The organism is Actinacidiphila rubida, from assembly GCF_900110255.1.
GTDB lineage: Bacteria > Actinomycetota > Actinomycetes > Streptomycetales > Streptomycetaceae > Actinacidiphila > Actinacidiphila rubida.
Genome location: NZ_FODD01000036.1, coordinates 1 through 23,895, shown reverse-complemented (window position 1 = coordinate 23,895; position 23,895 = coordinate 1). Strand labels below are relative to the sequence as shown.

Annotated in this window: 19 protein-coding genes; 14 read left to right on the top strand and 5 right to left on the bottom strand. The window is 71.9% G+C overall.

From position 1 onward, the window contains the following. The first annotated feature begins 12 nt into the window (after window positions 1–12). Window positions 13–879, top strand: coding sequence for an oxidoreductase (locus tag BMW99_RS29605; RefSeq protein ID WP_069462130.1), 867 nt, complete (start codon window positions 13–15; stop codon window positions 877–879). Between the two features lie 308 nt (window positions 880–1,187). On the opposite strand, the gene BMW99_RS29600 is transcribed toward BMW99_RS29605, so the two are convergent. Then, a complete protein-coding gene (locus BMW99_RS29600; RefSeq protein WP_069462129.1) occupies window positions 1,188–1,952 on the bottom strand; it encodes a hypothetical protein in 765 nt (254 codons plus the stop codon). Beyond that, window positions 1,949–2,596, bottom strand: a complete 648-nt coding sequence (locus BMW99_RS29595; RefSeq protein WP_075017912.1) for an RNA polymerase sigma factor — start codon at window positions 2,594–2,596, stop codon at window positions 1,949–1,951. Before BMW99_RS29595 ends, BMW99_RS29600 begins: the two co-directional genes overlap by 4 nt. A gap of 403 nt (window positions 2,597–2,999) precedes the next feature. On the opposite strand from BMW99_RS29595, the gene BMW99_RS29590 reads away from it, so the two are divergent. Next, window positions 3,000–6,125 (top strand): GH92 family glycosyl hydrolase, encoded by a 3,126-nt coding sequence (locus BMW99_RS29590; RefSeq protein WP_218108378.1) that lies wholly within the window; start codon window positions 3,000–3,002, stop codon window positions 6,123–6,125. An 81-nt stretch (window positions 6,126–6,206) separates the two neighbouring features. Here BMW99_RS29590 and glgC read toward each other — a convergent pair whose 3' ends face one another. After that, a complete protein-coding gene (gene glgC / locus BMW99_RS29585) occupies window positions 6,207–7,424 on the bottom strand; it encodes a glucose-1-phosphate adenylyltransferase (RefSeq protein WP_069462136.1) in 1,218 nt (405 codons plus the stop codon). 67 nt (window positions 7,425–7,491) lie between these two features. Continuing rightward, window positions 7,492–8,655: a glycogen synthase gene (gene glgA, locus BMW99_RS29580; protein WP_075017890.1), complete on the bottom strand. Its 1,164-nt coding sequence runs from the start codon at window positions 8,653–8,655 to the stop codon at window positions 7,492–7,494. A gap of 273 nt (window positions 8,656–8,928) precedes the next feature. Between glgA and BMW99_RS29575 the strand changes: the two genes are divergently transcribed. Continuing rightward, window positions 8,929–9,657 (top strand): GNAT family N-acetyltransferase, encoded by a 729-nt coding sequence (locus BMW99_RS29575; RefSeq protein ID WP_075017889.1) that lies wholly within the window; start codon window positions 8,929–8,931, stop codon window positions 9,655–9,657. A gap of 58 nt (window positions 9,658–9,715) precedes the next feature. Here BMW99_RS29575 and BMW99_RS29570 read toward each other — a convergent pair whose 3' ends face one another. Beyond that, the gene (locus BMW99_RS29570) at window positions 9,716–10,663 is read right to left on the bottom strand and encodes an SDR family NAD(P)-dependent oxidoreductase (RefSeq protein ID WP_075017888.1); all 948 of its coding nucleotides are present in this window, start codon (window positions 10,661–10,663) and stop codon (window positions 9,716–9,718) included. 180 nt (window positions 10,664–10,843) lie between these two features. Between BMW99_RS29570 and BMW99_RS29565 the strand changes: the two genes are divergently transcribed. The 11 genes from BMW99_RS29565 to BMW99_RS29515 all read left to right on the top strand — a co-directional run. Then, window positions 10,844–11,428: a TetR/AcrR family transcriptional regulator gene (locus BMW99_RS29565; protein WP_069466011.1), complete on the top strand. Its 585-nt coding sequence runs from the start codon at window positions 10,844–10,846 to the stop codon at window positions 11,426–11,428. Between the two features lie 128 nt (window positions 11,429–11,556). After that, complete coding sequence (locus tag BMW99_RS29560) at window positions 11,557–12,606, top strand: acetylxylan esterase (protein WP_079138827.1); 1,050 nt, start codon at window positions 11,557–11,559, stop codon at window positions 12,604–12,606. Window positions 12,607–12,621: 15 nt separating this feature from the next. Further along, complete coding sequence (locus BMW99_RS29555) at window positions 12,622–13,524, top strand: SigB/SigF/SigG family RNA polymerase sigma factor (protein ID WP_407640334.1); 903 nt, start codon at window positions 12,622–12,624, stop codon at window positions 13,522–13,524. A gap of 160 nt (window positions 13,525–13,684) precedes the next feature. After that, window positions 13,685–14,422 (top strand): YoaK family protein, encoded by a 738-nt coding sequence (locus BMW99_RS29550; RefSeq protein ID WP_069466013.1) that lies wholly within the window; start codon window positions 13,685–13,687, stop codon window positions 14,420–14,422. Between the two features lie 156 nt (window positions 14,423–14,578). Further along, window positions 14,579–14,908 (top strand): YciI family protein, encoded by a 330-nt coding sequence (locus BMW99_RS29545; protein WP_075017887.1) that lies wholly within the window; start codon window positions 14,579–14,581, stop codon window positions 14,906–14,908. 7 nt (window positions 14,909–14,915) lie between these two features. After that, window positions 14,916–16,352, top strand: coding sequence for an RNA polymerase sigma factor (locus BMW99_RS29540; RefSeq protein WP_075017886.1), 1,437 nt, complete (start codon window positions 14,916–14,918; stop codon window positions 16,350–16,352). A 363-nt stretch (window positions 16,353–16,715) separates the two neighbouring features. Next, window positions 16,716–18,038, top strand: coding sequence for a glycoside hydrolase family 3 N-terminal domain-containing protein (locus tag BMW99_RS29535; protein ID WP_075017885.1), 1,323 nt, complete (start codon window positions 16,716–16,718; stop codon window positions 18,036–18,038). A gap of 378 nt (window positions 18,039–18,416) precedes the next feature. Continuing rightward, window positions 18,417–19,751: an EfeM/EfeO family lipoprotein gene (locus BMW99_RS29530; protein WP_245791676.1), complete on the top strand. Its 1,335-nt coding sequence runs from the start codon at window positions 18,417–18,419 to the stop codon at window positions 19,749–19,751. Beyond that, a complete protein-coding gene (gene efeB, locus BMW99_RS29525) occupies window positions 19,748–21,022 on the top strand; it encodes an iron uptake transporter deferrochelatase/peroxidase subunit (protein WP_069465557.1) in 1,275 nt (424 codons plus the stop codon). The genes BMW99_RS29530 and efeB overlap by 4 nt, the downstream gene beginning before the upstream one ends. Window positions 21,023–21,288: 266 nt before the next feature. Beyond that, entirely contained in the window at window positions 21,289–23,145 is a 1,857-nt protein-coding gene (locus BMW99_RS29520; RefSeq protein ID WP_407640336.1) for an alkaline phosphatase family protein, read from the top strand. Between the two features lie 402 nt (window positions 23,146–23,547). After that, window positions 23,548–23,895, top strand: a 348-nt coding sequence (locus BMW99_RS29515; protein WP_143080581.1) for a discoidin domain-containing protein, incomplete at its 3' end; no start/stop codon positions are given.

The window sequence follows — 23,895 nt, the reverse complement described above, 5'->3', positions numbered from 1 at the left end:
CGAAGGACTGAGATGACCACCGGTTCCGCCCTCCAGACCCTGGCCCTCGCCCCGGACCTGATCATCACCCGCATGGGATACGGCGCCATGCAGCTGACCGGTCCGGGCGTCCTCGGGCCGCCCGAGGACCGCGACCAGGCCGTCGCCGTGCTGCGCGAGGCGGTCAGGCTCGGCCTCACCCACATCGACACCAGCGACTTCTACGGCCCGGCCGTCGTCAACGAACTGATCAGGGAGGCGCTGCACCCCTACCCCGACGACCTGCACATCGTCACCAAGGTCGGCGGCCGGCGCGACGACCGGGGCGGCTGGATCCCCTCCCACGACCGCGCGGCCCTCCGGGCCCAGGTACACGACAACCTGCGGCACCTCGGCCTCGAGACGCTGGACGTGGTCAACCTGCGCACCCCCACCCAGGACGGCACCAGCGACGACGACGTCGCGGAGTGGTTCGGCACCCTCGCGGAAATGCGCGACGAGGGTCTCATCCGCCATCTCGGCCTCAGCGGGGTCACCGCCGGCCAGCTCACCGCGGCTCAGGCCGTCGCCCCGGTGGTCACCTTGCAGAACCTGTACAACCTGACCAACCGCGCCGACGACGCCCTGGTCGATCGCTGCGCAGCGGAGAACATCGCCTACGCGGCGTTCTTCCCCCTCGGCGGCTTCACCCCGCTGCAGTCGCAGACCCTGAGCGACGTCGCCGAACGGGTCGGGGCCTCCGGCCAGCAGGTGGCCCTGGCGTGGTTGCTGCAGCGCTCACCCACCATGGTCCTCATCCCCGGCACCTCGTCGCCGGCCCACCTGCGCGAGAACGTCGCAGCCGCCGGACTGACGCTGCCGCCCGACGCGATCGCCGCACTCGACGCCATGGCCGGCTGAGCCGCCGCCCCGTCAGGAGTGACGGTCGAGGCCCATAGAGCTCCACGTTCTGCCGCGGAGGGCGTTGCGGTAGTTGCCGCGCTCGGCGCCGATGATCTCGACCATCTTGCCGATCATGTCCTGCGGGTCGTACTGGTCGCCAGGATCTCCGCGAAGCAGGCCTTCACGTCCTTGGTCCTGTTGAAGTTGTCCGTGTCGTCAAGCCAGCGGAATCACTCCAGGATTTCAGCCGAGCGATACCGCGTTCGACCCGTGTCCGCGCCGTGGCCAGGGCCCGGTCGACGGTCTTCTCGGTGGCGCCACAGCGGTCACCGACGAGACGGTGACAGCGGAAGTTGCGTCGGGTGAATGATGTGCACGGGTATACCGGCCGCGCGGATACACTCGGAGTCGGGCGACTTGATTCTATTGAGGCCGAATTGCACCAGGTAAGAATGTTCTCCGTGATCCTCTACGGGAACGTAGGTCACTTCCAGAGTGTCACCAGCCGGGATCTCGTTGAGCCGGATCGTTGCCGTGCTGACGCCATCGCGACGCTGGCCTTGCACGGCCTTAAGGAAGATGCTTTCGGGTTCGTAATCGGGAATGGGGCCGTAGTGCTCCGTGCAGGTGGTACTGGCCATGTAGACACGTGCCTTGACACCCATGCGCTGCAGGTCGTTTCGCAGCCGAGTCGGCATAGGCACCCCCTTCTTGAGAAAAATGACCTTGACGACCTGGCCCGGCTTGCGGCTCAGCGTGTATGCCGCAGTGGTGATCTGCATCGACGAGCCATCCGCGGACGCACGGCTGGTCGCAGGGGCTGGGGACGCCGGCCCACCGGTGGCCTGGTTGATGGCCAGCACTGTTCCAGTCAATGCGGCCGCCAGGGCGGCGGGAACCGCCAGACGCACAGCCATGCGGCGGCGCGAGCGAACGCGATGCACGTTGTCCACTGTCAACTTGCTCATCAGGAAGTCCTCAAGTAGGCGTTGGCGGCCTTCCGAGAGAACCGGATCGCCGGGCGCCGGAAGCAGCTGCGCCAACTCCGCGTGATCCAGCGGTTTCACCCGCCGCCACGGATTGATGATCATCGGTTCCTCTCCTCACTCGACCGAGCCGCTTCGCTGCGACCACCCTGTACTTGTCCGCTCCCAGACTTCGGTTCCGTTCTTCTTCGATCGGCCTGTCTTTTCTTCAGCTCCTCCTCTGCCAGTTTGCGCAACCTCGACCGAGCCCGGGCAAGCCTGGAGCGGACCGTTCCCACGGGAACGCCCAGGGCCTGGGCTGCGTCGTGATAGCTGAGTCCGGACCAGACGCAGAGCGTGAACACGTCACGCTCGGACTGGCGAAGCCTCGCCAATCCTGCCTGAGCCGCGGATAGTTCCTCAGCGTCCCCTATCCGACCGATCAGCTCGTCGGCGAAGTCGGGCACGGCCTGTGTCGCCGGCAGACGGGCCAGCGCCCGTTCGTGCCGTCGTGCGGCGCGCGCCCTGTTACGCAGGACGTTCGTCGCAATGCCCATCAACCATGGCCGCAGGGAATCCCCTTCGTCCCGAAGCTTGCCTCGCAGTCGCCACGCCTCCAAGAACGTCAGCGAGACGACATCCTCAGCCAGAGCCCAGTCAGCGGTAACCCGCACGGCATGGCGGTAGACCATCTGAGCATGGCTCTGGAATATCTCCCTGAACGCGTCAGGGTCTCCTGCCCGGATCCGGGCGTGCACAGAAGGGTCCATGTCTTGTGTTGTCCGATCGGAGACCGCAGTCTCAGTGATCCGCATCACATCATCCCGAGGATCTGCGGACCGAGGGAGGTTTCGGCTTCCAACGTGCCGTGACGTTCCCAGCCGATCGGGCCGCGAGCGCAAGCTGACGCTCACTCAGAACAGGTCGCCGAGAAGGGACTTCGGGAGTCCGTCAAGACGTCGCGCACCGAGGTTCGGACCCGCTGTCCACCCCCTCTCCCACGGTTGCCGCAGACCGGTTCCGCGCCCTTGACAGGGCGTCAGGTACACCTCAACAATTCGCACGCGCTTGGTAACGTTCACACGCTTCGAGCAGCCCCGTGCCCCGAGGCCGCCCGGTGTCACGACGCCGCGCCGCCTCCGCGAGAAGGTGGTTCCCCCCATGCTCCCTGCCTTGCTCCGCTCTCGAACCGCGGGCGCGCTGAGCGCCTTGTTACTCGCCGTCCTCGGCGTCGGCGGCCTGACCTCGGCCCCGGCGCACGCCGCCACCCTCAACCTCACCCAGTACGCGGACCCGTTCGTCGGCACCGACGACAGTTCGGCGCCCAATCCGGTGCCCGGCGGGGCGGGCGGCAGCACCTACCCCGGCGCCGTGGTCCCCTTCGGCGGCGTGCAGTTCAGCCCGGACACCCCGACCGCCTCGCCGTCCGGCTACCGCTACTCCGACACGTCCGTCGAGGACTTCAGCCTCACCCACTTCGACGGCGCCGGCTGCGCCAACAACGAGGACCTGCCGCTGATGCCGATCACCGGCGCGGTGAGCACCTCCCCCGGCACCAACTGGACGGCGTACGCGTCGCCGTACACCAAGTCCAACGAGTCGGCGTCGCCCGGCTACTACAAGAACCGCCTCGACAAGTACGGCACCGGGGTGGAGCTGACCGCGACCACGCGGACCGGCATGGCCCGTCTGACGTATCCGGCGTCCACCAGCGCCGGGCTCCTGATCAACACCAGCCGCAGCGCCACCGGCAGCCGCAGCGGATCGGTCAAGGTCAGTGGGTCCGAGGTGACCGGCAGCGTGACGGCCGGCGGGTTCTGCGGCTCGTCCAAGACGTACCAGATCTACTTCGACATCCGCTTCGACCGCGCGCCGACCGGGTTCGGCACCTGGTCCGGTGGCACCGTCTCGGCCGGCTCGTCGTCCGTGACCGGCACCAACACCGGCGCGTACGTCACGTTCGACACCACCGCCACCCCGACGGTGCAGGCCAAGGTCGGGCTCAGTTACGTCAGCGTGGCCGGGGCGCAGGCCAACGTGACGGCGGAGAACAGCGGCTGGGACTTCTCGGGCGTGCGCACCGCCGCGGACACCTCGTGGAACCAGGTCCTCAACCGCGTCCAGGTGACCGGCGGCGCGACCGACGACCTCAAGAAGTTCTACACGTCGCTGTACCACGTCTTCCAGAGCCCGAACGTCGCCAGCGACGCCAACGGCGACTACCGCGGGTTCGACAACGCCGTGCACAACTCGGCCCGCCCGGTGTACCAGAACTACTCCGGCTGGGACATCTACCGCTCGTGGGCGGCGCTCGTCGCACTGGTCGCGCCCACGGAGGCCGCGGACATCGCCAAGTCCATGGTGCTGGACGGCCAGCAGGGCGGACTGCTGCCGAAATGGTCGCAGCAGACCAACGAGGACTTCGTGATGACCGGCGACCCCGGACCGATCATCGTCAGCAGCATGTACGCCTTCGGCGCCCGGGACTTCGACACCGCGGCGGCGCTGTCCCTGATGGAGAAGGCGTCCAACGGCGGCACCACGCAGGGGTCCGCGATCCGCGGCCGCCAGTCGACGTACACCAGCCTCCACTACCTCAACGGCGCGCCGTCCGACTCCCTGGAGTACTCGGCCTCGGACTTCGCCGTCGCCCAGTTCGCCAAGGCCCTCGGCGACACGGCCAGTTACAGCACCCACATGGCGCGGGCGCAGTACTGGCGGAACACCTTCAGCACCGAGTCGGGATACGTCCAGCCGCGCAACACCGACGGCACCTACGTCTGGCCGCTGGACCCCGCGAGCCAGACCGGCTTCACCGAGGGCAACGCCTCCCAGTACACCTGGATGGTGCCCTACGACTTCGCCGACCTGATCAACGACATGGGCGGCCGGCCGACCGCGGTCCAGCGGCTCGACCACCACTTCACCGAGGTCAACGCGGGCCAGAGCCGCCCCTACTACTACATCGGCAACGAGCCCGAGCACGGCGTGCCGTGGGCCTACGACTTCGCCGGCGACCCGGCGGGCGCCTCCGACGCGGTGCACAAGGTGATGACGCAGTCCTACACCACCGGCCCCGGCGGCCTGCCCGGCAACGACGACCTGGGGGCGACCTCGGCGTGGTACGTGTGGGCGGCGCTGGGCCTGTACCCGGCGACGCCGGGCGCCGACACGCTCGCGGTCAACGGGCCCTCGTTCCCCTCGGTGCTGCTGCAGCGGCCCGGCGGCGACATCACCCTGACGTCGTCGGGCAGCGGCGCGTACGTGCAGAGCATGAGGGTCAACGGGACTTCCACGACGCACAGTTACCTGCGCTACCCGGACATCGCGGCGGGCGGCACCGTCGACTTCACCATGGGCGCGACGCCGAGCACGACGTACGGCACCGCGGCCTCCGACGCGCCGCCGTCCTTCCAGGACGGCGCCACCCCGGTCCCGGCCGCGCCGGACCTCGGCCCGAACCTGGCCCAGGGCCGGCCGGTGACCGCGTCCACGGCCTGCGCCACGGCCGAGAGCGGCGACAAGGCCGTCGACGGCAGCCTGACGAACAACAGCAAGTGGTGCTCGAAGACCGCGGGCGCGAGCCTGCAGGTCGACCTGGGCTCGGCGCAGACCGTCTCGTCGTTCGTGGTCAAGCACGCGGCGCTCGGCGGCGAGACCACGGACTGGAACACCGCGACCTTCCAGCTCCAGACCAGCACCGACGGCTCGACCTGGACCACGGCGGCGACCGTCACCGGCTCACGCTCCAGCCGCACCTACAGTCCCGTCTCGGCGCGCCAGGCACGTTACGTGCGGCTCAACGTGACGACGCCGACGCAGACCTCGGACACCGCGAGCCGGATCTACGAACTGGAGGTGTACGGCGGCGGACCCCGCGACCTGGTGCTGGGCGGCACCGCCACCGGCTCGGACTCGTGCGCCACGACGGAGACGCCGGACAAGGCGATCAACGGCAGCTACACCGGCGGCACCAGCGACAAGTGGTGCTCCAAGGCGGCGGGCACCAAGACGCTGACCGTCGACCTGGGCGCGTCGCACGCGCTGACCTCGCTCGTGGTGCGGCACGCCGGCGCGGGCGGTGAGGACGCCGGCTGGGACACCAAGGACTTCGACCTCGCGGTGTCCGCCGACAACGCCACCTGGACCACCGTCGCCCAGGTCCGCGGCAACACCGCCGACTCCACCACCAACGCAGTGAGCGCCACCGGGCGTTACGTCCGGCTCAGCGTGATCACCCCGACGCAGACCACCGATCCCGCCGCGCGCATCTACGAACTGGAGGTGTACGGCAGCTAGTTCGTGTCCGTCCTGGCGCGACCAGGGCGACGCGGCGGCCGTTCCCGGGGGGACCGGGGCGGCCGCCGCGGCCGGTGGCCGTCATTCGACGCGCTGTCCCTTGCCCAGCGCGATCACCCCGCCGAGCGAGACGGTGTACAGCTCGCGGTCCCGGTCCGGGTTGACGCCGATCGTCGCGCCCGGCGGCACGTCCACGTTCTTGTCGAGCACCGCGCCGCGCACGATCGCGCCGCGCCCGACACGGACGTTGTCGTGCAGCACCGAGCCCTGGACGACGGCCCCGGAGTCCACGACCACCCCGGGCGACAGCACCGACCTGGTGACCTGGCCGCGGATCACGCAGCCGGGGCTGACCACCGACTCGCCGACGATGCCGCCGGCCGCGATCTTGGCGGGCGGCAGCTGCCCGGGGTGCGTGTAGATCGGCCAGCGGCGGTTGTCCAGGTTGAACGCGGGCTGGTCCGACACCAGGTCCATGTGCGCCTCGTAGTAGGCCTCCAGGGTGCCGACGTCGCGCCAGTAGCCGTGGTCGCGGACGGTCTCGCCCGGTACGTGGTTGGTGTCGAAGTCGTAGACCTGCGCGACGCCCTCGGCGGTGAGCCGCGGCAGGATGCTGCCGCCCATGTCGTGCACCGACTGGGTGTCCTCGGCGTCCTCCTGGAGCGCGTCCAGCAGCGTCTTGGTGCTGAACAGGTAGTTGCCCATGGAGGCGAACACCTTGGTCGGGTCGTCGGGCAGGCCCGGCGGGTCGGCCGGCTTCTCCAGGAAGCGCTCGACCCGGATGCCGTCGCCGCCCGGGGTGATCACCCCGAACGAGGACGCCTCGGCCCTGGGCACCTTGATGCCGGCGACGGTCACCCCGGCGCCGTGCTCGACGTGCTGGGCGAGCATCTGCCGGGGGTCCATCCGGTAGACGTGGTCGGCGCCGAACACCGCGATGTAGTCGGGCCGTTCGTCGTGCACCAGGTTCAGCGACTGCAGGATCGCGTCGGCGCTGCCCAGGTACCAGCGCGGGCCGAGCCGCTGCTGGGCCGGCACCGGCGTCACGTAGTTGCCGAGCAGGCTGGACATCCGCCAGGTGGTCGTGACGTGCCGGTCGAGCGAGTGCGACTTGTACTGCGTGAGCACGCACACCTTCATGACGTCGCCGTTGACCAGGTTGGACAGCACGAAGTCCACCAGCCGGTAGGTGCCGCCGAAGGTCACGGCGGGTTTGGCCCGGTCCGCGGTGAGCGGCATCAGCCGCTTGCCCGCGCCCCCGGCCAGCACTATGCCGAGCACCGAAGGTCCACCGCGCATCGAGGCCCCCTCCATCGTCTCCGTCTGAGCATGCCGTACGGCCCCTGCCGCACGACGCCGCCGTCCGTCAGCTGCCGCCGAGGACCGCGGAGTACAGGTCGGCGGTGCGGCGCGCCACGGTCTCCCATCCGAACTCCCGCACGGCCCGGTCGCGTCCGGCCGCTCCCATCCGGGCGGCGGTCGCCGGATCGCCGGCGAGCCGGTCCAGGGCCTCCGCCAGCGCGCTCTCGAACGCCTCGGGCCGCTGCTCGTCGTAGGGCACCAGCAGCCCGGTGGTGCCGTCGTCCACCACCTCGGGGATGCCGCCGACCGCCGAGGCCACCACGGCGGTGCCGCACGCCATCGCCTCCAGGTTGACGATGCCGAGCGGCTCGTAGACCGAGGGGCACACGAACACCGCCGCGTGCGTGAGGAGTTGCACGACGACCGGGCGCGGCAGCATCGCCGGGATCCAGTGCACGCCGTCGCGTACCGCGTTCAGTTCGTCGAACAGCCCACGGAACTCCCGGTCCAGGGCGGGCGTGTCGGGCGCGCCGGCGCAGAGCACCAGCTGCACCGACGGGTCGAGACCGCGGGCCGCCCGCAGCAGGTGGGGCACGCCCTTCTGCCGGGTGATGCGGCCGACGAACAGCACGTAGGGGCGCTGCGGGTCCACGCCGATGCGGGAGAGCGCGTCGGTCCGCGGGTCGGGCCGGTACGTGGCGGTGTCGATGCCGTTGCGGATGACGTGCACCCGGTCGGGGTCGAGGCCGGGATAGCAGCCGAGGATGTCGCGGCGCATCCCGTCGGAGACGGCGACGACCGCGTCGGCGCTCTCCATCGCGCCGCGCTCGGCCCAGGAGGACAGTGCGTACCCGCCGCCGAGTTGCTCGGCCTTCCATGGGCGCAGCGGCTCCAGCGAGTGGGCGGTGAGGACGTGCGGGATGCCGTACAGCATCTTGGCGACGTGTCCGCCGAGGTTGGCGTACCAGGTGTGGGAGTGCACCAGGTCCCGTCCCTGGACGGCGCCGGCCATCGCCAGGTCGACGGCGAAGGTGCGCAGCGCGTCGTTGGCGCCGTCGAGGGTCGCCGGGGCGCGGTGGCGGATCACTCCGTCGTCCGCGCCCTCGCCCCAGCAGTGCACTTCCAGATCGACCAGGGCACGCAGCTCGCGGGCGAGGAACTCCACGTGGACCCCGGCACCGCCGTACACGTCCGGCGGATACTCCCGGGTCAGCAGCCCGACCTTCACCGCGCCCTCCCTGCCCTCGACAACCGCGTGCCTCTTGCCTTCCCCGGTTGGCGGGCCCGCTACCGCGTCAGGAGGTGATCAGATCGAACTGCTCCCAGCCGCCGATCGCGGCGCGGCTGGCGATCAGCGGCGACGCACAGGTTGAGCCATGCACACGCCCGAATCCCCGGGGCGGGAACGGCCGTTCCGGCGTCCGGCCATCCTCCGCGGATTGACCATTTGTGGACGGCTGCACCGCCCGTGCCCGGGAAGACGGAGGAGAGACCGAATGTGATGACCGACCCCCGCCCCACCGCACCCGTACCGCTGCGTACGGGAAGGCGGTTGGCACTGGCGCTCGCGAGGGAAGAAATGATGCAGGAGTACCACCGGTGGGAGACGGACCCGGCGACCGTCGTCGGCTTCGGTGCCCGCTGGCCGGTGCCCTGGGACGTGTTCCGGGCACGTTTCCGCAGCAGTCACACCTCGGACCACTACCAGCTCTTCGAACTGATCACCGCGGAAGGCGCGGTCCCGGTCGGGACCGCGTCCCTGAGCGTCGACCAGGCCGTCAACAGCGCCGAGTTCACCCTCGTCATCGCCCCGGAGCACCGCGGCCGGGGCTACGCGACCGAAGCCACCGCACTCACTCTCGACTGGGCGTTCGGCATCGCGTCGCTCAGCGCGGTGTGGCTGGAGGTGCTCGCTCCCCACACCGCGGCCGTGAACGCCTACCTCAAGGCCGGTTTCCGGACGGCCGGACGGCTGCGCAGCGCCGCCCTGTGGCAGGGCCGGCGCGTCGACAAGCTGCTGCTGGACTGCGTCCCCGCCGACCTGGACCCGCCGCCCCCTCTCGCACCGCGCCCCGCACCGCACTCCGCCACCCCGCCGCATCCCGAACGGAAGCCGGCCGGCTCAGAAGAGGTGATCGACATGTCCTGCCCCGACATCAACTGCCGCAAGGGCGGCTGCACCACCGGCCCCGAGAGCGGCCGTCCGGCCGACACGGCCAAGGGGAGATGAGGGAGCGGCCGGCGGCCCCGTGCCGCCGGCCGCCGCCCCGCTCCCCGCGCCGGACCGCTCAGCCGTCCAGCATGTCCGCGGAGACCTGCCACAGCCGGGCCGCGGCCTCGGGGTCGACGGCGTACGGCGCGTAGCCGCGGCGCGGGCCGCCCTCCACGTGCGGAGCGGCCTCCTCGCAGTCCTCGAAGTAGCGGCCGCCGACGCCTTCGAGCAGCGGGGACGTCGCGACCAGCACGGAGGTGGCCGCGCCCTGCTCCGGCGTCTTCCACTGCGGACCGCCGCCGCCGGCCCGGGCGCGCGCGGCGTCCAGTTCCTCCTGCGTGATGTGGCGCTGCAGGTTGGTACGGATGGCGCCCGGCATCAGGGCGTTGACGGTGATGCCGTCGGACGCCCAGCGCTTGCTGCCCTCGACACCGAACAGGACGTTGGCGGTCTTGGACTGCCCGTAGGCCAGCCACGGGTCGTAGGCCCGCCGCTCGAAGTGGATGTCCTCGAAGACCACCGGGGACTGCAGGTGCGCGCTGGAGCTGACCGAGACGATCCGCGCGCCGCCGGCCGTCGCCAGCGCCGTGCGCAGTCCGCGGGCCAGCCCGAAGTGCCCGAGGTGGTTGGTGGCGAACTGCAGCTCCCAGCCCCGCGCGGTACGGGTTTCGGGCGCCGCCATCACGCCGGCGTTGTTGACGAGGATGTGCAGCGGCCCGTACCAGGCGGCGCTGAACGCGGCGACGGAGGCGGGGTCGGCCAGGTCCAGGAGTGCGACGCGCACCTGCTGGTTGCCGGTGCTCGCGGTGATGTCCCGGGCCGCCTCCTCGCCGGCCTGGGCGGCACGCACCGCGAGCGTCACCTCGGCGCCGGCGCCGGCCAGCGCCCGGGCGGTCTCGACGCCGATGCCCGAGCCGCCGCCGGTCACGATGGCGCGCTTGCCGGACAGCGAGATCCCGTCCACCACCTCCGCGGCGGTGGACTGCTGGTCGAAAGGCGTGGTGATGCGTGCGCCGTCAGTCATGTCGTCCGCTCCCTCCGGTCCCGGCGCCTCACGCGCCCGGGAACTGCGCAGCGGGGTCCGCAGCCGGGTACGATGGATATCCGGAGGTTCCTCCGCTACGTCGCCGAGCGTAAACGGAGGAGACTCCGGTTGCAACCGGAGCAGGCTCCGTATCAGTGGGCGACCGAGGAGGCACACATCGTGGCGGACACCGCACCCCGTCCGCTGCGCGCGGACGCGCAGCGCAACCGGGACCGGCTACTGGCGGTCGCCGTGCGCGCGTTCTCCGAGGACGGCCCCGACGTGACGCTCGACGCCATCGCCAAGGAGGCGGGCGTCGGCATCGGCACGCTCTACCGGCACTTCCCCACCCGCGAGGCGCTCGTCGAGGCCGCCTACCGCAACGAGCTGGACCGGCTGTGCGACTCCGCCCGGCAGTTGCTGGCGGCGGCGCCCGCCGAAGAGGCGCTGCGGACGTGGATGGACAACTTCGTCGACTACCTGGCGGCCAAACGGGGCATGGGCGAGGCGCTCAAGGCCGTGATCGCCTCCGGCGGCAACCCGTTCGCGCACAGCCGCGACCGGCTGACCGGCGCGGTCGGCGCGCTGCTCGACGCCGGGGCCGCCGAGGGCGCACTGCGCGGTGATGTCGACGCCGGGGACGTGGTGACCGCCCTCAGCGGCATCTGCCTGGCCACGGGCACCCCCGAGCAGCGCGACCAGGCGGGCCGGCTGATCGACCTGCTGGTGGCCGGCCTGCGCCGGTACCCCGCGCCCACCGCCTGAGCCCCGGCGGGCACGCCGGGCCCGGCACGCACCGCACCGTCCCAGCTGGTGGGACTCCTCTGCGGCAGGTCGTGGGCACGGCCGTACGGTGTGGGAGATCACCAGCCGGCCGACCGCGAAGGATCCCGATGGCTCTGTTCGACCTGCCCCTGGAGAAGCTCCGCGCCTACCGCTCCACCGCGCCCGAGCCGTCCGGATTCGACCCCTTCTGGTCGCAGACGCTGGCCGAGGCGCGCGGGCACGACCTGGACGCCGTGTTCACCCCCGTGCGGACCGGCCTCGCCACCCTGGACACCTACGACGTGACGTTCTCCGGATTCGGCGGCCACCGGGTCAAGGGCTGGCTGGTGCTGCCCGCCGGCACCGCGGAACCGCTGCCGCTGCTGGTCGAGTTCATCGGCTACGGCGGCGGCCGCGGCCTGGCCCACACCCATCTGCTGTGGGCCTCCGCCGGGTTCGCGCACTTCGTGATGGACACCCGTGGCCAGGGCGGCGGATGGTCGACCGGCGACACCGAGGACCCGGTGGGCAGCACGCCCGCCTCCCCCGGCTTCCTCACCCGGGGCATCGAGGACCCGCAGGACTTCTACTACCGGCGGGTCTTCACCGACGCCGTGCGGGCCGTCGAGGCGGCACGCTCGCACCCGCTCACCGACAGCGCCCGCACCGCCGTGACCGGCATAAGCCAGGGCGGCGGCATCACGCTCGCGGTGGCCGGACTGGTGCCGGACCTCGTCGCGGTCGCGCCCGACGTGCCCTTCCTGTGCGACTTCCCGCGCGCGGCCACCCTCACCGACGCGCTGCCGTACCGCGAGATCGGCCGCTACCTGTCGGTCCACCGGGACCGCCGGGAGCGGGTGTTCGAGACGCTCTCCTACTTCGACGGCGTGCACTTCGCCGCCCGCGCCACCGCTCCGGCGCTGTTCTCGACCGCCCTGGAGGACGACGTCTGCCCGCCGTCCACGGTCTTCGCGGCGTACAACGCCTACGCCGGACATGGCAAGCACATCGAGGTGTACGACTTCAACGGCCATGACGGCGGAGGCCCGTTCCAGCAGGTCAGCCAGCTGCGATGGTTCGCCGAGCGGCTGGCGGAGGACTCCGCCGGCACCCCTTCCGTGAAAGAGCCGGCATACCCGTCGGGTTCGAGGGCAGGTGGGCGTCGAACAGTCGGATGAGTGCGAGGCGATGACGTGACCACAATGGTTGAGCAGTCGGAGAGCACAGACGTGGCGACGGCCGGTGCGAGCCGGCCGGCGGTGGTGGACGACCCCACCGGCGGCCTCCCCTGGATCGACGACGCGACAGGAGTGGCTCCCAAGGACGCCCGGGAACTGTCGAGGATCTTCTTCGACCGGCTCCAGGAGCTGGAGGAGGGCACCCATGCCCATGCCTATGCCCGCAACACCCTGATCGAGATGAACCTGGCGCTGGTGCACTTCGCCGCCGCCCGGTACCGCAACCGCCCGGCCACCGACCACGAGGAGATCGTGCAGGTCGGCACCATCGGGCTGATCAAGGCGATCGACCGGTTCGACCTGGCGCGGGAGACCGAGTTCACCACGTTCGCGATCCCGTACATCGTCGGCGAGATGAAGCGCTTCTTCCGCGACACCTCGTGGGCGGTTCATGTGCCGCGCCGCCTGCAGGAGTTGAGGGTCGAGCTGAGCAAGGCCAAGGAGCACCTGTCGGTGCTGCTGGACCGCGACCCCACGGTGCCGGAACTGGCCGCGCACCTGGAACTCACCGAGGCGGAGGTGCTGGAGGGCCTCGTCGCGGCGAACGGCTACACCGCCGGCTCGCTGGACACCCCGTACAACGACGCGGAGAGCACCGCCGAGGGCGAGGGCCGCACCCTCGCCGACGCGATGGGCGAGTGCGACCCGGCGCTGGAGCTCGTCGAGGACTTCCACAGCCTGGCGCCGCTGATCGAGCAGCTGCCGGAGCGGGACCGGATCCTGCTGCAGCTGCGGTTCGGCGAGGAGCTGACGCAGGCCCAGATCGGCGAGCGGCTCGGGTACTCGCAGATGCACGTGTCGCGGCTGCTCAACAGGACCCTGAGCAGACTGCGCACCGGCCTGCTCGCGCAGGGCTGACCGGCACCCGGCACACGCCACCGCCGTACGGCACGAGGGCCGCCGCCCCCACCCTGACGTGGGATGCGGCGGCCCCGGTGCGTCCGGCACGGGAGGCCGCCCCGGGCAGCCGGGACGCGCCTCGCGCGGCGCCCCGGACACGCGTCACCGGTCGCGCATGATGGACCGCGTGCAGACCACGCTCCGCGAAGCACGTGACACGCTCGTCCCCGACCTGGCCGGACCCCAGGGTCCGCTGCCCCTGCTGCTGCTCGTACTCACGGTCGTCAGCGGGCTGGTCGACGCCTTCAGCTACCTCGCACTGGGCCGGGTCTTCGTGGCGAACATGACCGGCAACGTGCTGTTCCTCGGGTTCTCGCTCGCGGGGGCGGGCGGCTTCTCGGTCACCGATTCCCTGCTGTCGCTGGCCGCGTTCCTGGCCGGCGCGGTGTCGGGCGGCCGGCTCGGCCGGCTCGTGCCCGGGCGCCGCGGACGGCTGCTGCTGACCGGCACCGCCGTGCAGCTGGCGCTGGTGGTGGTGGCCGTCGCCGTGGACGCGTCGGGCGGCGGGCCGGCCACCGGTGCCGAGCGCGGCGTCCTCATCGTGCTGCTGGCGCTGGCCATGGGCTGGCAGAACGCGGTGGCACGGAGCCTGAAGGTGCCCGATCTCACCACCACCGTGCAGACGATGACGCTCACGCGGATGGCCGCCGACTCCTGGCTCGCCGGCGGCACCACCGGGAGGGCGGGGGTCCGGCTGCTGTCCGCGCTGGCCCTGTTCGTCGGCGCCGTGGCCGGTGCGGGATTCCTGGCGCACGGCCACCGGGACGCCCCGCTGGCGTGCGCGGCGGCCCTGCTCGTGCTGGTCGGCGGCGTGCTGGCCCCGTTCCGCGGGACCGCCGCCGCCTGGGCGAGCTGACCCCCGCCGCCCCGCGCCGGTCCCCTCTCGCGGAAGCCTTGCGAACCCGCCGAAACAATTCTCGCCCGGCGTGTAGATGTGGCAGGGTCCCGTTCGTCGTAGGGGTGACCGCGCGGGGCACGGACCCGGGCGGCACCGGACACAAGGAGATGTGCCATGAAGTACCTGCTGTTGATCTGCAGCGAGGGCCAGGGCTTCGACGCCTCCCCGGAGGAGATGGACGCGCAGCCCTGGGTCGACGAGATGACCGCCCGCGGCGTGCGGCTGACCGGAAGCCGCACCCGGGACGCCGAGGACGCCACCACGGTCCGGGTCAGGGACGGCGCGCTGCTCACCACGGACGGCCCGTACGCGGAGACCAAGGAGCAGATGGCCGGCTTCGACATCATCGAGTGCGCGGACCTGGACGAGGCGATCGAGGTGGCCTCGAAGCACCCCGTGGCCCGCCACGGCATGATCGAGGTGCGGCCGTTCTGGACGGAGTGAACCGCCGATGAGCCACGGGGGCGGAGCGGGCCGGCGGGGCGGCGGGGGCGCCACGCCGGCCGCCGGCCGGGGCGCGGACGGCGCGGCACCGGCCGCCGGGGCGTCCGGTGACCGGGTCAAGGAGGCCGTCGCGGCCGCCTGGTCCGAGGAGTGGGGCCGGGTGGTGGCCGCGGTCATCGCGCTGACCGGCGACTGGGACCTGGCCGAGGAGTGCGCGCAGGACGCGTTCGAGCGCGCGCTGGAACGATGGCCCGGGGACGGCGTGCCGCGCAGCCCCGGCGCCTGGCTGACCACCACCGCCCGCAACCGCGCCCTGGACCGGCTGCGCCGGGCGGCGAACGAGGCCGTGAAGCTGCGTCAGGCGGCCCGTCTCGCCCCGGAGCCGGCCGTGTCCCCGCCCGCCGTGCACGAGGACGGCGACGACGCGGTGCCGGACGACCGGCTGCGGCTGATCTTCACCTGCTGCCACCCCGCCCTCCCGCTGCCCGCGCAGGTGGCCCTGACGCTCCGCTCGCTCACCGGGCTGACCACGGCGGAGATCGCCCGGGCGTTCCTGGTGCCCGAGAAGACGATGGCACAACGGCTGACCCGGGCGAAGAACAAGATCCGGCACGCGGCCATCCCGTTCCGGGTGCCGCGGCGCGAGGTGCTGCCGGAGCGCACGGCGGCCGTTCTGGCCGTGCTGTACCTGCTGTTCAACGCCGGCTACGCGCCCGGCGCCGCGGGCCCCGACCAGCGGCGGGTCACCGGGGAGGCGATCCGGCTGGCCCGGTTGCTGGCGCGGCTGATGCCCGCCGAGCCGGAGGCCGCGGGGCTGCTGGCGCTGATGCTGCTGCACGACGCCCGGTCGGCGGCGCGCACCGACCGGGCCGGCGACCTGGTGCCGCTGGAGGACCAGGACCGCACGCTGTGGGACCGGGCGCGCATCGCCGAGGGTGTCGAGATCCTCGACCGGGCGCTGGCCCGGCGCCGCCCCGGGCCGTACCAGGTGCAGGCGGCGATCGCGGCCTGCCATGCCGACGCGCCCGGTCCTCAGGAGACCGACTGGAAGCAGATCGCCCTGCTGTACGGGGAGTTGGCGCGCCGGGCGCCCAGCCCCGTCGTGGAGCTGAACCGGGCGGTCGCCGTCGCGATGGACGAGGGTCCGGCGTGCGGCCTCGCACTGGTCGAGGCACTGGCCGCGGCGGGCGAGCTGGCCGGATACCACCTGCTGCCGGCCACGCGCGCGGACCTGCTGCGGCGGCTCGGCGACCGGGCACCGGCCGCCGCGGCCTACCGGGAGGCACTGGAGCTGGCTCCGACCGAGGCGGAACGGCGCTTCCTGGCCCGCCGCCTCGCCGAGGTCGAGGGACCCGGCACCGATGGCCGTGCCGGGGAGGGTGCCGAGGAAGGCACCGCCGGTGAAGGCACCGCCGGGGAGGACAGGACGGCCGAGCGGTCCTGAGGCAGGTGGGGCTGACGTGACCGGAGCGCCGACGACGGACCCGCCCCGGCAGGCGCCGGGCGCCGGAAGGGGCGATTCCCGGCCACACACCGTGACCCGGTCGGCCCCCCGCCCGTGACGGCCCTCACACCCGCTCCGAACAGGGCGGAAATACCATCGCACCAGTGTGGAAATCATCCTCCGGGGATGCGCGGAACCCCGTGGAGGAGGCATCCTGGCCCTCTCACGGGGTTCCCCGTGTCACAGGGGGTGACGAGCACCTCATGCGGCCCGGAGAGCATGGGAACGCACCCCCGTTCCCGCCCAGAAGGACTGACCGACCTTCCGACCGTCCCGACCCTTCGACGAGGTGCGAGGTCCCCAGTGCGCAAGACGACCGTCCAAGCCAGGACATCACGGCGCCGAGCCGCCCAGGCCCGAGGCGGCCAGGCGGCCGTGGCGCTCGGAGTGCTCATCGCGGTGGCCGCCTGCGGCAACGACCACACCGCCTCGCCGGGGACCTCCTCCGCGTCCGGCGAGTCCACCTCCGCCTCCGTCTCCGCGTCGGCCACCTCGCCCTCTGGCAGCCCCTCGGCGTCCCCGAGCGCGACGGTGCCCCCGCCGGCCCACCCCTCCCCGACCTCCAAGGCGACGCAGAGCTGCGTGAGCCGGGTCTACGACGGGATGACGCAGGCGCAGCGCGTGGGCCAGCTGTTCATGTCGGCGGTCTCCACGTCAGGTCTGACCTCCGCCGAGTCCACGGCCATCACCCAGGGCAGGACGGGCGCCGTCATCCTGATGGGCCACAGCTCGGCCGGGACCTCCGCGATCAGGTCGGTGACCGGCCGGGTGCAGAACCTGTCGCCGAACGTCCGCGGGGTCACCGTGCGGATGCTGGTCTCCACCGACCAGGAGGGCGGCAAGGTCCAGGTCCTCAGCGGTCCGGGCTTCAGCACCATGCCCAGCGGAGTCGCGCAGGGACAGATGAGCCCCGCGACGCTGCAGCAGAACGCGACGGCGTGGGGACGCCAGCTCAAGGCGGCGGGCGTCAACATGAACCTGGCGCCGGTCGCGGACACCGTCCCGCCGAACCTGGTGAACGTCAACGCGCCGATCGGCAAGCTGCAGCGGGAGTACGGCAACGACCCGGCCACCGTCGCCACGCACAGCACCGCGTTCCTGCGCGGCATGCAGCTGGCCGGCGTCCTGCCCACCGCCAAGCACTTCCCGGGCCTGGGACGGGTGACCGGCAACACCGACACGACCGCGAACGTCAAGGACACCGTCACCACCAGCAACGACCCGTACCTCGCGCCCTTCCGCAGCGCGGTGCAGGCCGGCAGCCCGTTCATCATGGTCTCGTCGGCGATCTACACCAAGATCGACCCGGCCACCCAGGCGGCCTTCTCCTCCACCGTGATCCGCGGCATGCTGCGCGGCTCCCTCGGCTTCAACGGCGTCGTGATCTCCGACGACCTCGGCAACGCGGTCGCGGTCAAGGACCACACGCCCGCCCAGCGTGCGGTGGACTTCGTCGCCGCCGGCGGCGACATCGTCCTGACCGTCGACCCCGCGGACATCGCTCCCATGACGTCCGCGGTGCTGGCCCGCATCCCGCAGAACTCCGCGTTCGCCAAGGACGTCCACGACGCGGTCGTGCGGGTGCTCGACGAGAAGCACAACGCGGGGCTGCTCAGCTGCACCTGACGCACGCCGGCGGTCATCGCCGCACGTGACATCCGGCCGGGGTGGCGAGAGCCGCACCGGCCGGACGTCTTTCGCGGCCCGCATCACGGCGCCCGGCCGGCGGAACTCGGCGCCGTGGAACGGTCCGAGGGCCGGCGCGCGATCCCGCACCGCCCGGCCTCCGGTCACGTCCAGCGCCTCGACCAGCGGTGCGGCCGGAACGCCGGCGCGGCGATCTTCCGGCCCGGAAACCCTGGTGAGGGTGCCCTAACAGTGTCGAGCGGGTGAACTGCGCCGGAATTGTGGGCCGCCTCCCCCTGAGCGGGTGGGTTCGCGGAGGGCCGCGTGCTTAGCATGAGCGGCGCCAACGAACCACTGCAACGTCACCCGGAGGCCGGCGTGTCCGCCGAATCCGACAGCGATCCCTCGGCCACGGCCGCCGCACCCGACCCCGCCCGGGCGGCGGAGGCGGACGGGGAGCCGGGCGCCATAACCGCCGCCGCGCCGCCCCGCACCCGCGTGCCGCGCACGATCGGGCTGGCGGCCGGCGCCGTGGTCGCGGTCGCCGCCGTGGTCACCGTGGCCGTGCTGGCCGGCGGCGGGCACGACGGGGACGGCGACGGCAAGGGGGGTCAGGGCGGCACGGCCACGCCCGCCGCCGACGGACTGCCGCACACCGCCGTGGAGGTCTCGACCGGGTCCTGCGGCCGTGGCTGGACCAGCCCGCACCCCGGAACGCAGGTCTTCGACCTGCACAACTCCGGTTCCGGCGCGAGCGAGGTCTACCTCGCCGACCCCGCGTCCGGCCGGCTGTTCGGCGAGCTGGAGGGCCTGGCGCCGGGTACCACCCGGCAGATGCTGGTCGACCTCGGCAGCGGCACGTACGCCTTCAAGTGCCTGCAGGAGGACACCGACGCCATCACCGGGCCCAAGGTCACCGTGCCCGGCAGCACCCCACGCGGCCCGTCGACCCTGCCGGTCACCGAGCACGACCTGATCCCGCCCACCCTGGCCTACCAGCAGTGGATCGGCGCCAGAGCCGGCGACCTGGCCCGCGGCACGGCCGCGCTCGAGGCCGACATCGACGGCGGCGACCTCGCCGCCGCCAAGCGCGACTGGCTCTCCGCACACCTGGTCTACGAGCGGATGGGCGCCGCCTACGGGACGTTCGGCGACGCCGACGGCGTCATCAACGGCACCGCGGCCCGCACCCCGGGCGCCGTGCGGGACCCGTCGTTCACCGGCTTCCACCGGGTCGAGTACGGGTTGTGGCACGGCGAGTCCGCCGCGTCGCTCAAGGCACCGGCCGCCGGACTCGACAGCGCCGCCAGGGCGTTGCGCGACGGATGGTCGCAGGCCCGGATGGATCCGGCCGACATGGGACTGCGCGCCCACGAGATCATCGAGAACACCGAGCAGTTCGAACTGACCGGCCGGACCGACTACGGCAGCGGGACCAGCCTGGCGACCGCCCGGGCGAACCTCGACGGCACGCGCGAGATCCTCTCCCGGCTGCGCCCGCTGCTCACCCCGCGCGACCCCGCGGTGCCGCAACTGGACGCCGCGCTCGACCGGCTGCAGCACGCGCTGGACGCCGCCGGCAAGGGCGGCACGTGGACCCCGCTGGACCGGCTGGGACAGGCCCAGCGCGAGCGGATCAACGCCGACACCGGCGATCTCCTGGAACAACTCGCCCCGGTGGCGGCGATCTTCGACGTACGGAGGACGGCATGAGCGACACCCCTGACGCGGTGGGCGACCTGCGCAGGCGCGGGTTCCTGCGCGGAGCGGCGCTGGGTGTCGGCACGGTGGGCGCGGTCGCCGGGGCCGGCGCCGCGGCTGCGGCCCTCACCGGCGGGCCCGCGCAGGCGGCGACGCCCACGCCGTCCGCGACGCCGGGCCCGGCACAGGACGCGCAGTTCCACGGCGCTCACCAGGCCGGGATCACCCGGCCCGCGCAGCAGGCCACCGCGTTCCTGTCGTTCGACGTGACCGCGGCGGACCGGCGCGAACTGACCGAACTCCTGCACACCCTCACCGAGCGGGCGCGGTTCCTGACCTCGGGCGGCACGCCGAAGGCGCTGGGCATCACCGGGCCGCCCTCCGACAGCGGCACGCTGGGCCCCCAGGTGCCCGGTGACGCGCTGACCGCGACCGTCGGCGTCGGCGCGTCGCTGTTCGACGACCGGTTCGGCCTGAAGGACCGCAAGCCGCTGCGGCTGAGCACCATGCCGGCGTTCGCCGACGACGACCTCGACCCGTCCTGGTGCCACGGCGACCTGAGCCTCCAGCTGACCGCGCCGCACCAGGACGCCGTGCTGCACGCCCTCCGGGACATCGCCCGGCACACCCGCGGCGGCATGCAGGTGCGCTGGCGGCTCGACGGCTTCTCCAGCCCGCCCCGGCCCAGCGGCACCCCGCGCAACCACCTGGGGTTCAAGGACGGCATCGCCAACCCGGACGTCGCCGACCCCGCGACCGCCGACCGCCTGCTGTGGGTGTCCGGCGGCGGCGAGCCCGCATGGACGACCGGCGGTTCGTACCAGGTCGTGCGGCTGATCCGGATGCTGGTGGAGTTCTGGGACCGGGTCTCGATCACCGAGCAGGAACGGATGTTCGGCCGCGCCAAGGACACCGGAGCGCCGCTGGACGGCTCGAAGGAGTTCGACACCCCGAAGTACCCGCAGGACCCGATGGGCGACGTCATCCCGCTGGACAGCCACATACGGATGGCCAACCCGCGCACCGCGCAGACCGACAACTCCCGCCTGCTGCGCCGGGGATACAACTACGACCGCGGCATGGACGGCAACGGCAACCTCGACGTCGGCCTGATCTTCGTGTGCTACCAGCAGGACCTGGCACGGCAGTTCGAGACGGTGCAGAAGCGGCTGGCCGGCGAGCCGCTGGTCGACTACGTGTCGCCGTTCGGCGGCGGCTACTTCTTCGCCCTGCCGGGCGTGCGCGACCGGAGCGACTGGCTGGGCCGCACGCTGCTGTCATGACCGGGTGGTGGCCCGCACCTCACGTTCGGCCACCACGACAGTAAAGGACGGGTCAAGACTTGTCCTGGATTATCTGACCCGCTGTTCACCCGGACGCCACCACGGGGCCGAAGCCCTGTTGCGAACCACCCCGACGATCGCGTTCGACACGTGCACGATTTACACGCAGCACGCTGAAAAGCACCACTTGAGCGTCACGTAGCGGAGGCTGACACAGCATGAGCACCACGAGCGGTACGGGCAGGAGAGGGAAGGCGGGCGCGCGCATGCGCGCCGCGCGCTGGGGGGCGTACGCCGGCACGGCCGCGCTCGTACTGCTGGGCGGCACGGCGCCGGCCAACGCGGACTCCCCCGCGCACCACGGGGGCACCGAGACGACGACCCCGATCAAGCACGTGGTCGTCATCTACGACGAGAACGTCTCGTTCGACCACTACTTCGGCACGTACCCGCAGGCCGCCAACACCGACGGCACGACGTTCACGGCGGACAAGCACACGCCGAAGAACATCGACACCGTCGCGCACGCGGGCCTGCTGAAGACCAACCCGAACCAGTACGCCCCCAAGCGTCTGACGCCCTCCCAGGCCGTCACCTGCGACCAGAACCACGGCTACGGCCCGGAGCAGTACGCGGCGGACGGCGGCAAGGCCGACGCCTACGTGCAGAACACCGAGACCAGCAAGTGCTCCGGCGGCCTCTTCGGCGAGCCGGGCCTGGTCATGGACTACTACGACGGCAACACCGTCACGGGTCTGTGGAACTACGCCCAGCACTACTCGCTCGGCGACAACTCGTGGAGCAGCACGTACGGCCCCTCCACCCCGGGCGCGCTGAACCTGATCTCCGGTCAGACGCACGGCGTGATCTCGGTCGACCCGAAGACCGGTACCGAGAACCCCACGCAGACGGCGACCCCGGACCCGTACACGGTCCTGTCCCCGAACGCGCAGGGCGTCGGCACGGTCATCAACGACCCCGACCCGGCCTACGACGACTGCTCGGACAACAGCCACAGCAGCACCAACGCGCTGGCCTCGATGCAGGGCAAGAACATCGGTGACCTGCTCAACGCCAAGAACGTGACCTGGGGCTGGTTCCAGGGCGGCTTCCGTCCCTCCACCGCGTGGGACGGCAAGCAGGGCGACTACGCCAGCTGCGCGGGCAGCACGCACACCAACATCGCCGGCGCGTCCTCGGTGGACTACAGCCCGCACCACTCGCCGTTCCAGTACTACAAGTCCACGGCGAACCCGCACCACCTCGCGCCGAAGACCACGGCCGAGATCGGCCACAACGGCCAGGCCAACCACAACTACGACCTGACCGACTTCGACGCGGCGCTCAAGTCGGGCAACCTGCCGGCCGTCAGCTTCCTGAAGGCCGCCGAGTACCAGGACGGCCACGCCGCCTACTCGGACCCGACCGACGAGCAGAACTTCCTCGTCAAGGAGATCAACGCGATCCAGTCCTCCTACGCCTGGAAGGACACCGCGGTCGTCGTCGCGTACGACGACTCGGACGGCTGGTACGACCACGCCTACGCCGCCCCGCAGACCGGCTCGAAGGACAGCACGGTCGGCTCCAACGGCAAGGCCATCGACAGCCCGGCCTGCCAGGCCGGTCCCGCCGCGGCCGGCGGCTACGCCGACCGCTGCGGACCGGGCACCCGCCAGCCGCTGCTGGTCATCTCGCCCTACAGCAAGGTGAACTCGGTCGACCACACCCGCACCGAGCAGGCCTCGGTCACCAAGTTCATCGAGGACAACTGGCGGACCGGCCGCGTCGGCGACGCGTCGTTCGACCAGCGGGCCAACTCCCTCTACGGCGCGTTCGACTTCCGGCACCCGAACAACGAGCAGGTGCTGCTGAACGACAACGGCTCCGTGAAGTCGGTCAAGCACATCTCCAAGCACACCAACCCGGCCGCGCCGGCCTCCTCCACCACGGGCGGCGGCACCGGTTCGGGCAACAACCCCAGCACCCAGACCCTGGCGGAGACCGGCAGCTCGTCCCCGGCCCTGCCGCTCGGGATCACCGCGGGTGTGCTCGTCGTCGGCGCCGGCAGCCTGTACTACGCCCGCCGTCACCGTCGCCAGGCGTCGGCCACCGCCGCCGCCTGACGCATCCCCGCTCCGGCCGCTCCGGCGGCCTGACGTGAGGCCCTGAGGGGGCCGCTCCGGCACATGCCGGGGCGGCCCCCTTCGCGTTGCCCGGCCCGCTTCGGACTTGAACGCCGCCCACTTGTCAAGACCGCCACGGCGTTCATGAGTTGGAGACAATTCCGGCCCGGCCGAGTCGGGGCACCGCCACAGGCACCGGAGGCACGGGTCCTGTGCACAACTCTTGACATGGATGAAACACAGGGAGAAACATTCCGGAGTGCACCGGGAGAGCGCTCTCACCCGTCAACGGACGGGCGCCCGACCGGACTTCGCGTTGTTCAGGCATCTCATCGCCGTCCGGCCGGGTACGACCGGACGGCCCTCACCCTGCCCCCCACTGTGGAACCAGGAGAGTTGCTCATGCTCGCTCCCCCCACCGGCACGACGGCGCTGAGACCAGCGGCTCCGTGGCGCCGGCGCAACATCGTCGCCGCGGTGGTCACCGCCCTCCTCGCCTCGCTCCTGCTCGTGGTGCCGCTGCGCTCGGCGCACGCGGCCGACACCCTGCTGTCGCAGGGCAAGACCGCCACTGCCTCGTCCACCGAGAACGCCGGCACCCCCGCCTCCGCGGCCGTCGACGGCAACACCGGCACCCGCTGGTCGTCCGCCGCCTCCGACCCCCAGTGGCTGCAGGTCGACCTCGGCGCGTCGGCCACCATCAGCTCCGTCACCCTCAACTGGGAGACGGCCTACGGCACCGCCTTCAAG

Excerpts from the sequence above, each read along its gene's own strand:
- BMW99_RS29605 (WP_069462130.1), top strand. The coding sequence starts at position 13 with ATGACCACCGGTTCCGCCCTCCAGACCCTGGCCCTCGCCCCGGACCTG.
- BMW99_RS29600 (WP_069462129.1), bottom strand. The coding sequence starts at position 1,952 with ATGATCATCAATCCGTGGCGGCGGGTGAAACCGCTGGATCACGCGGAG.
- BMW99_RS29595 (WP_075017912.1), bottom strand. The coding sequence starts at position 2,596 with ATGGACCCTTCTGTGCACGCCCGGATCCGGGCAGGAGACCCTGACGCG.
- glgC (WP_069462136.1), bottom strand. The coding sequence starts at position 7,424 with ATGCGCGGTGGACCTTCGGTGCTCGGCATAGTGCTGGCCGGGGGCGCG.
- BMW99_RS29575 (WP_075017889.1), top strand. The coding sequence starts at position 8,929 with ATGACCGACCCCCGCCCCACCGCACCCGTACCGCTGCGTACGGGAAGG.
- BMW99_RS29570 (WP_075017888.1), bottom strand. The coding sequence starts at position 10,663 with ATGACTGACGGCGCACGCATCACCACGCCTTTCGACCAGCAGTCCACC.
- BMW99_RS29560 (WP_079138827.1), top strand. The coding sequence starts at position 11,557 with ATGGCTCTGTTCGACCTGCCCCTGGAGAAGCTCCGCGCCTACCGCTCC.
- BMW99_RS29550 (WP_069466013.1), top strand. The coding sequence starts at position 13,685 with ATGGACCGCGTGCAGACCACGCTCCGCGAAGCACGTGACACGCTCGTC.
- BMW99_RS29545 (WP_075017887.1), top strand. The coding sequence starts at position 14,579 with ATGAAGTACCTGCTGTTGATCTGCAGCGAGGGCCAGGGCTTCGACGCC.
- BMW99_RS29540 (WP_075017886.1), top strand. The coding sequence starts at position 14,916 with ATGAGCCACGGGGGCGGAGCGGGCCGGCGGGGCGGCGGGGGCGCCACG.
- efeB (WP_069465557.1), top strand. The coding sequence starts at position 19,748 with ATGAGCGACACCCCTGACGCGGTGGGCGACCTGCGCAGGCGCGGGTTC.
- BMW99_RS29520 (WP_407640336.1), top strand. The coding sequence starts at position 21,289 with ATGCGCGCCGCGCGCTGGGGGGCGTACGCCGGCACGGCCGCGCTCGTA.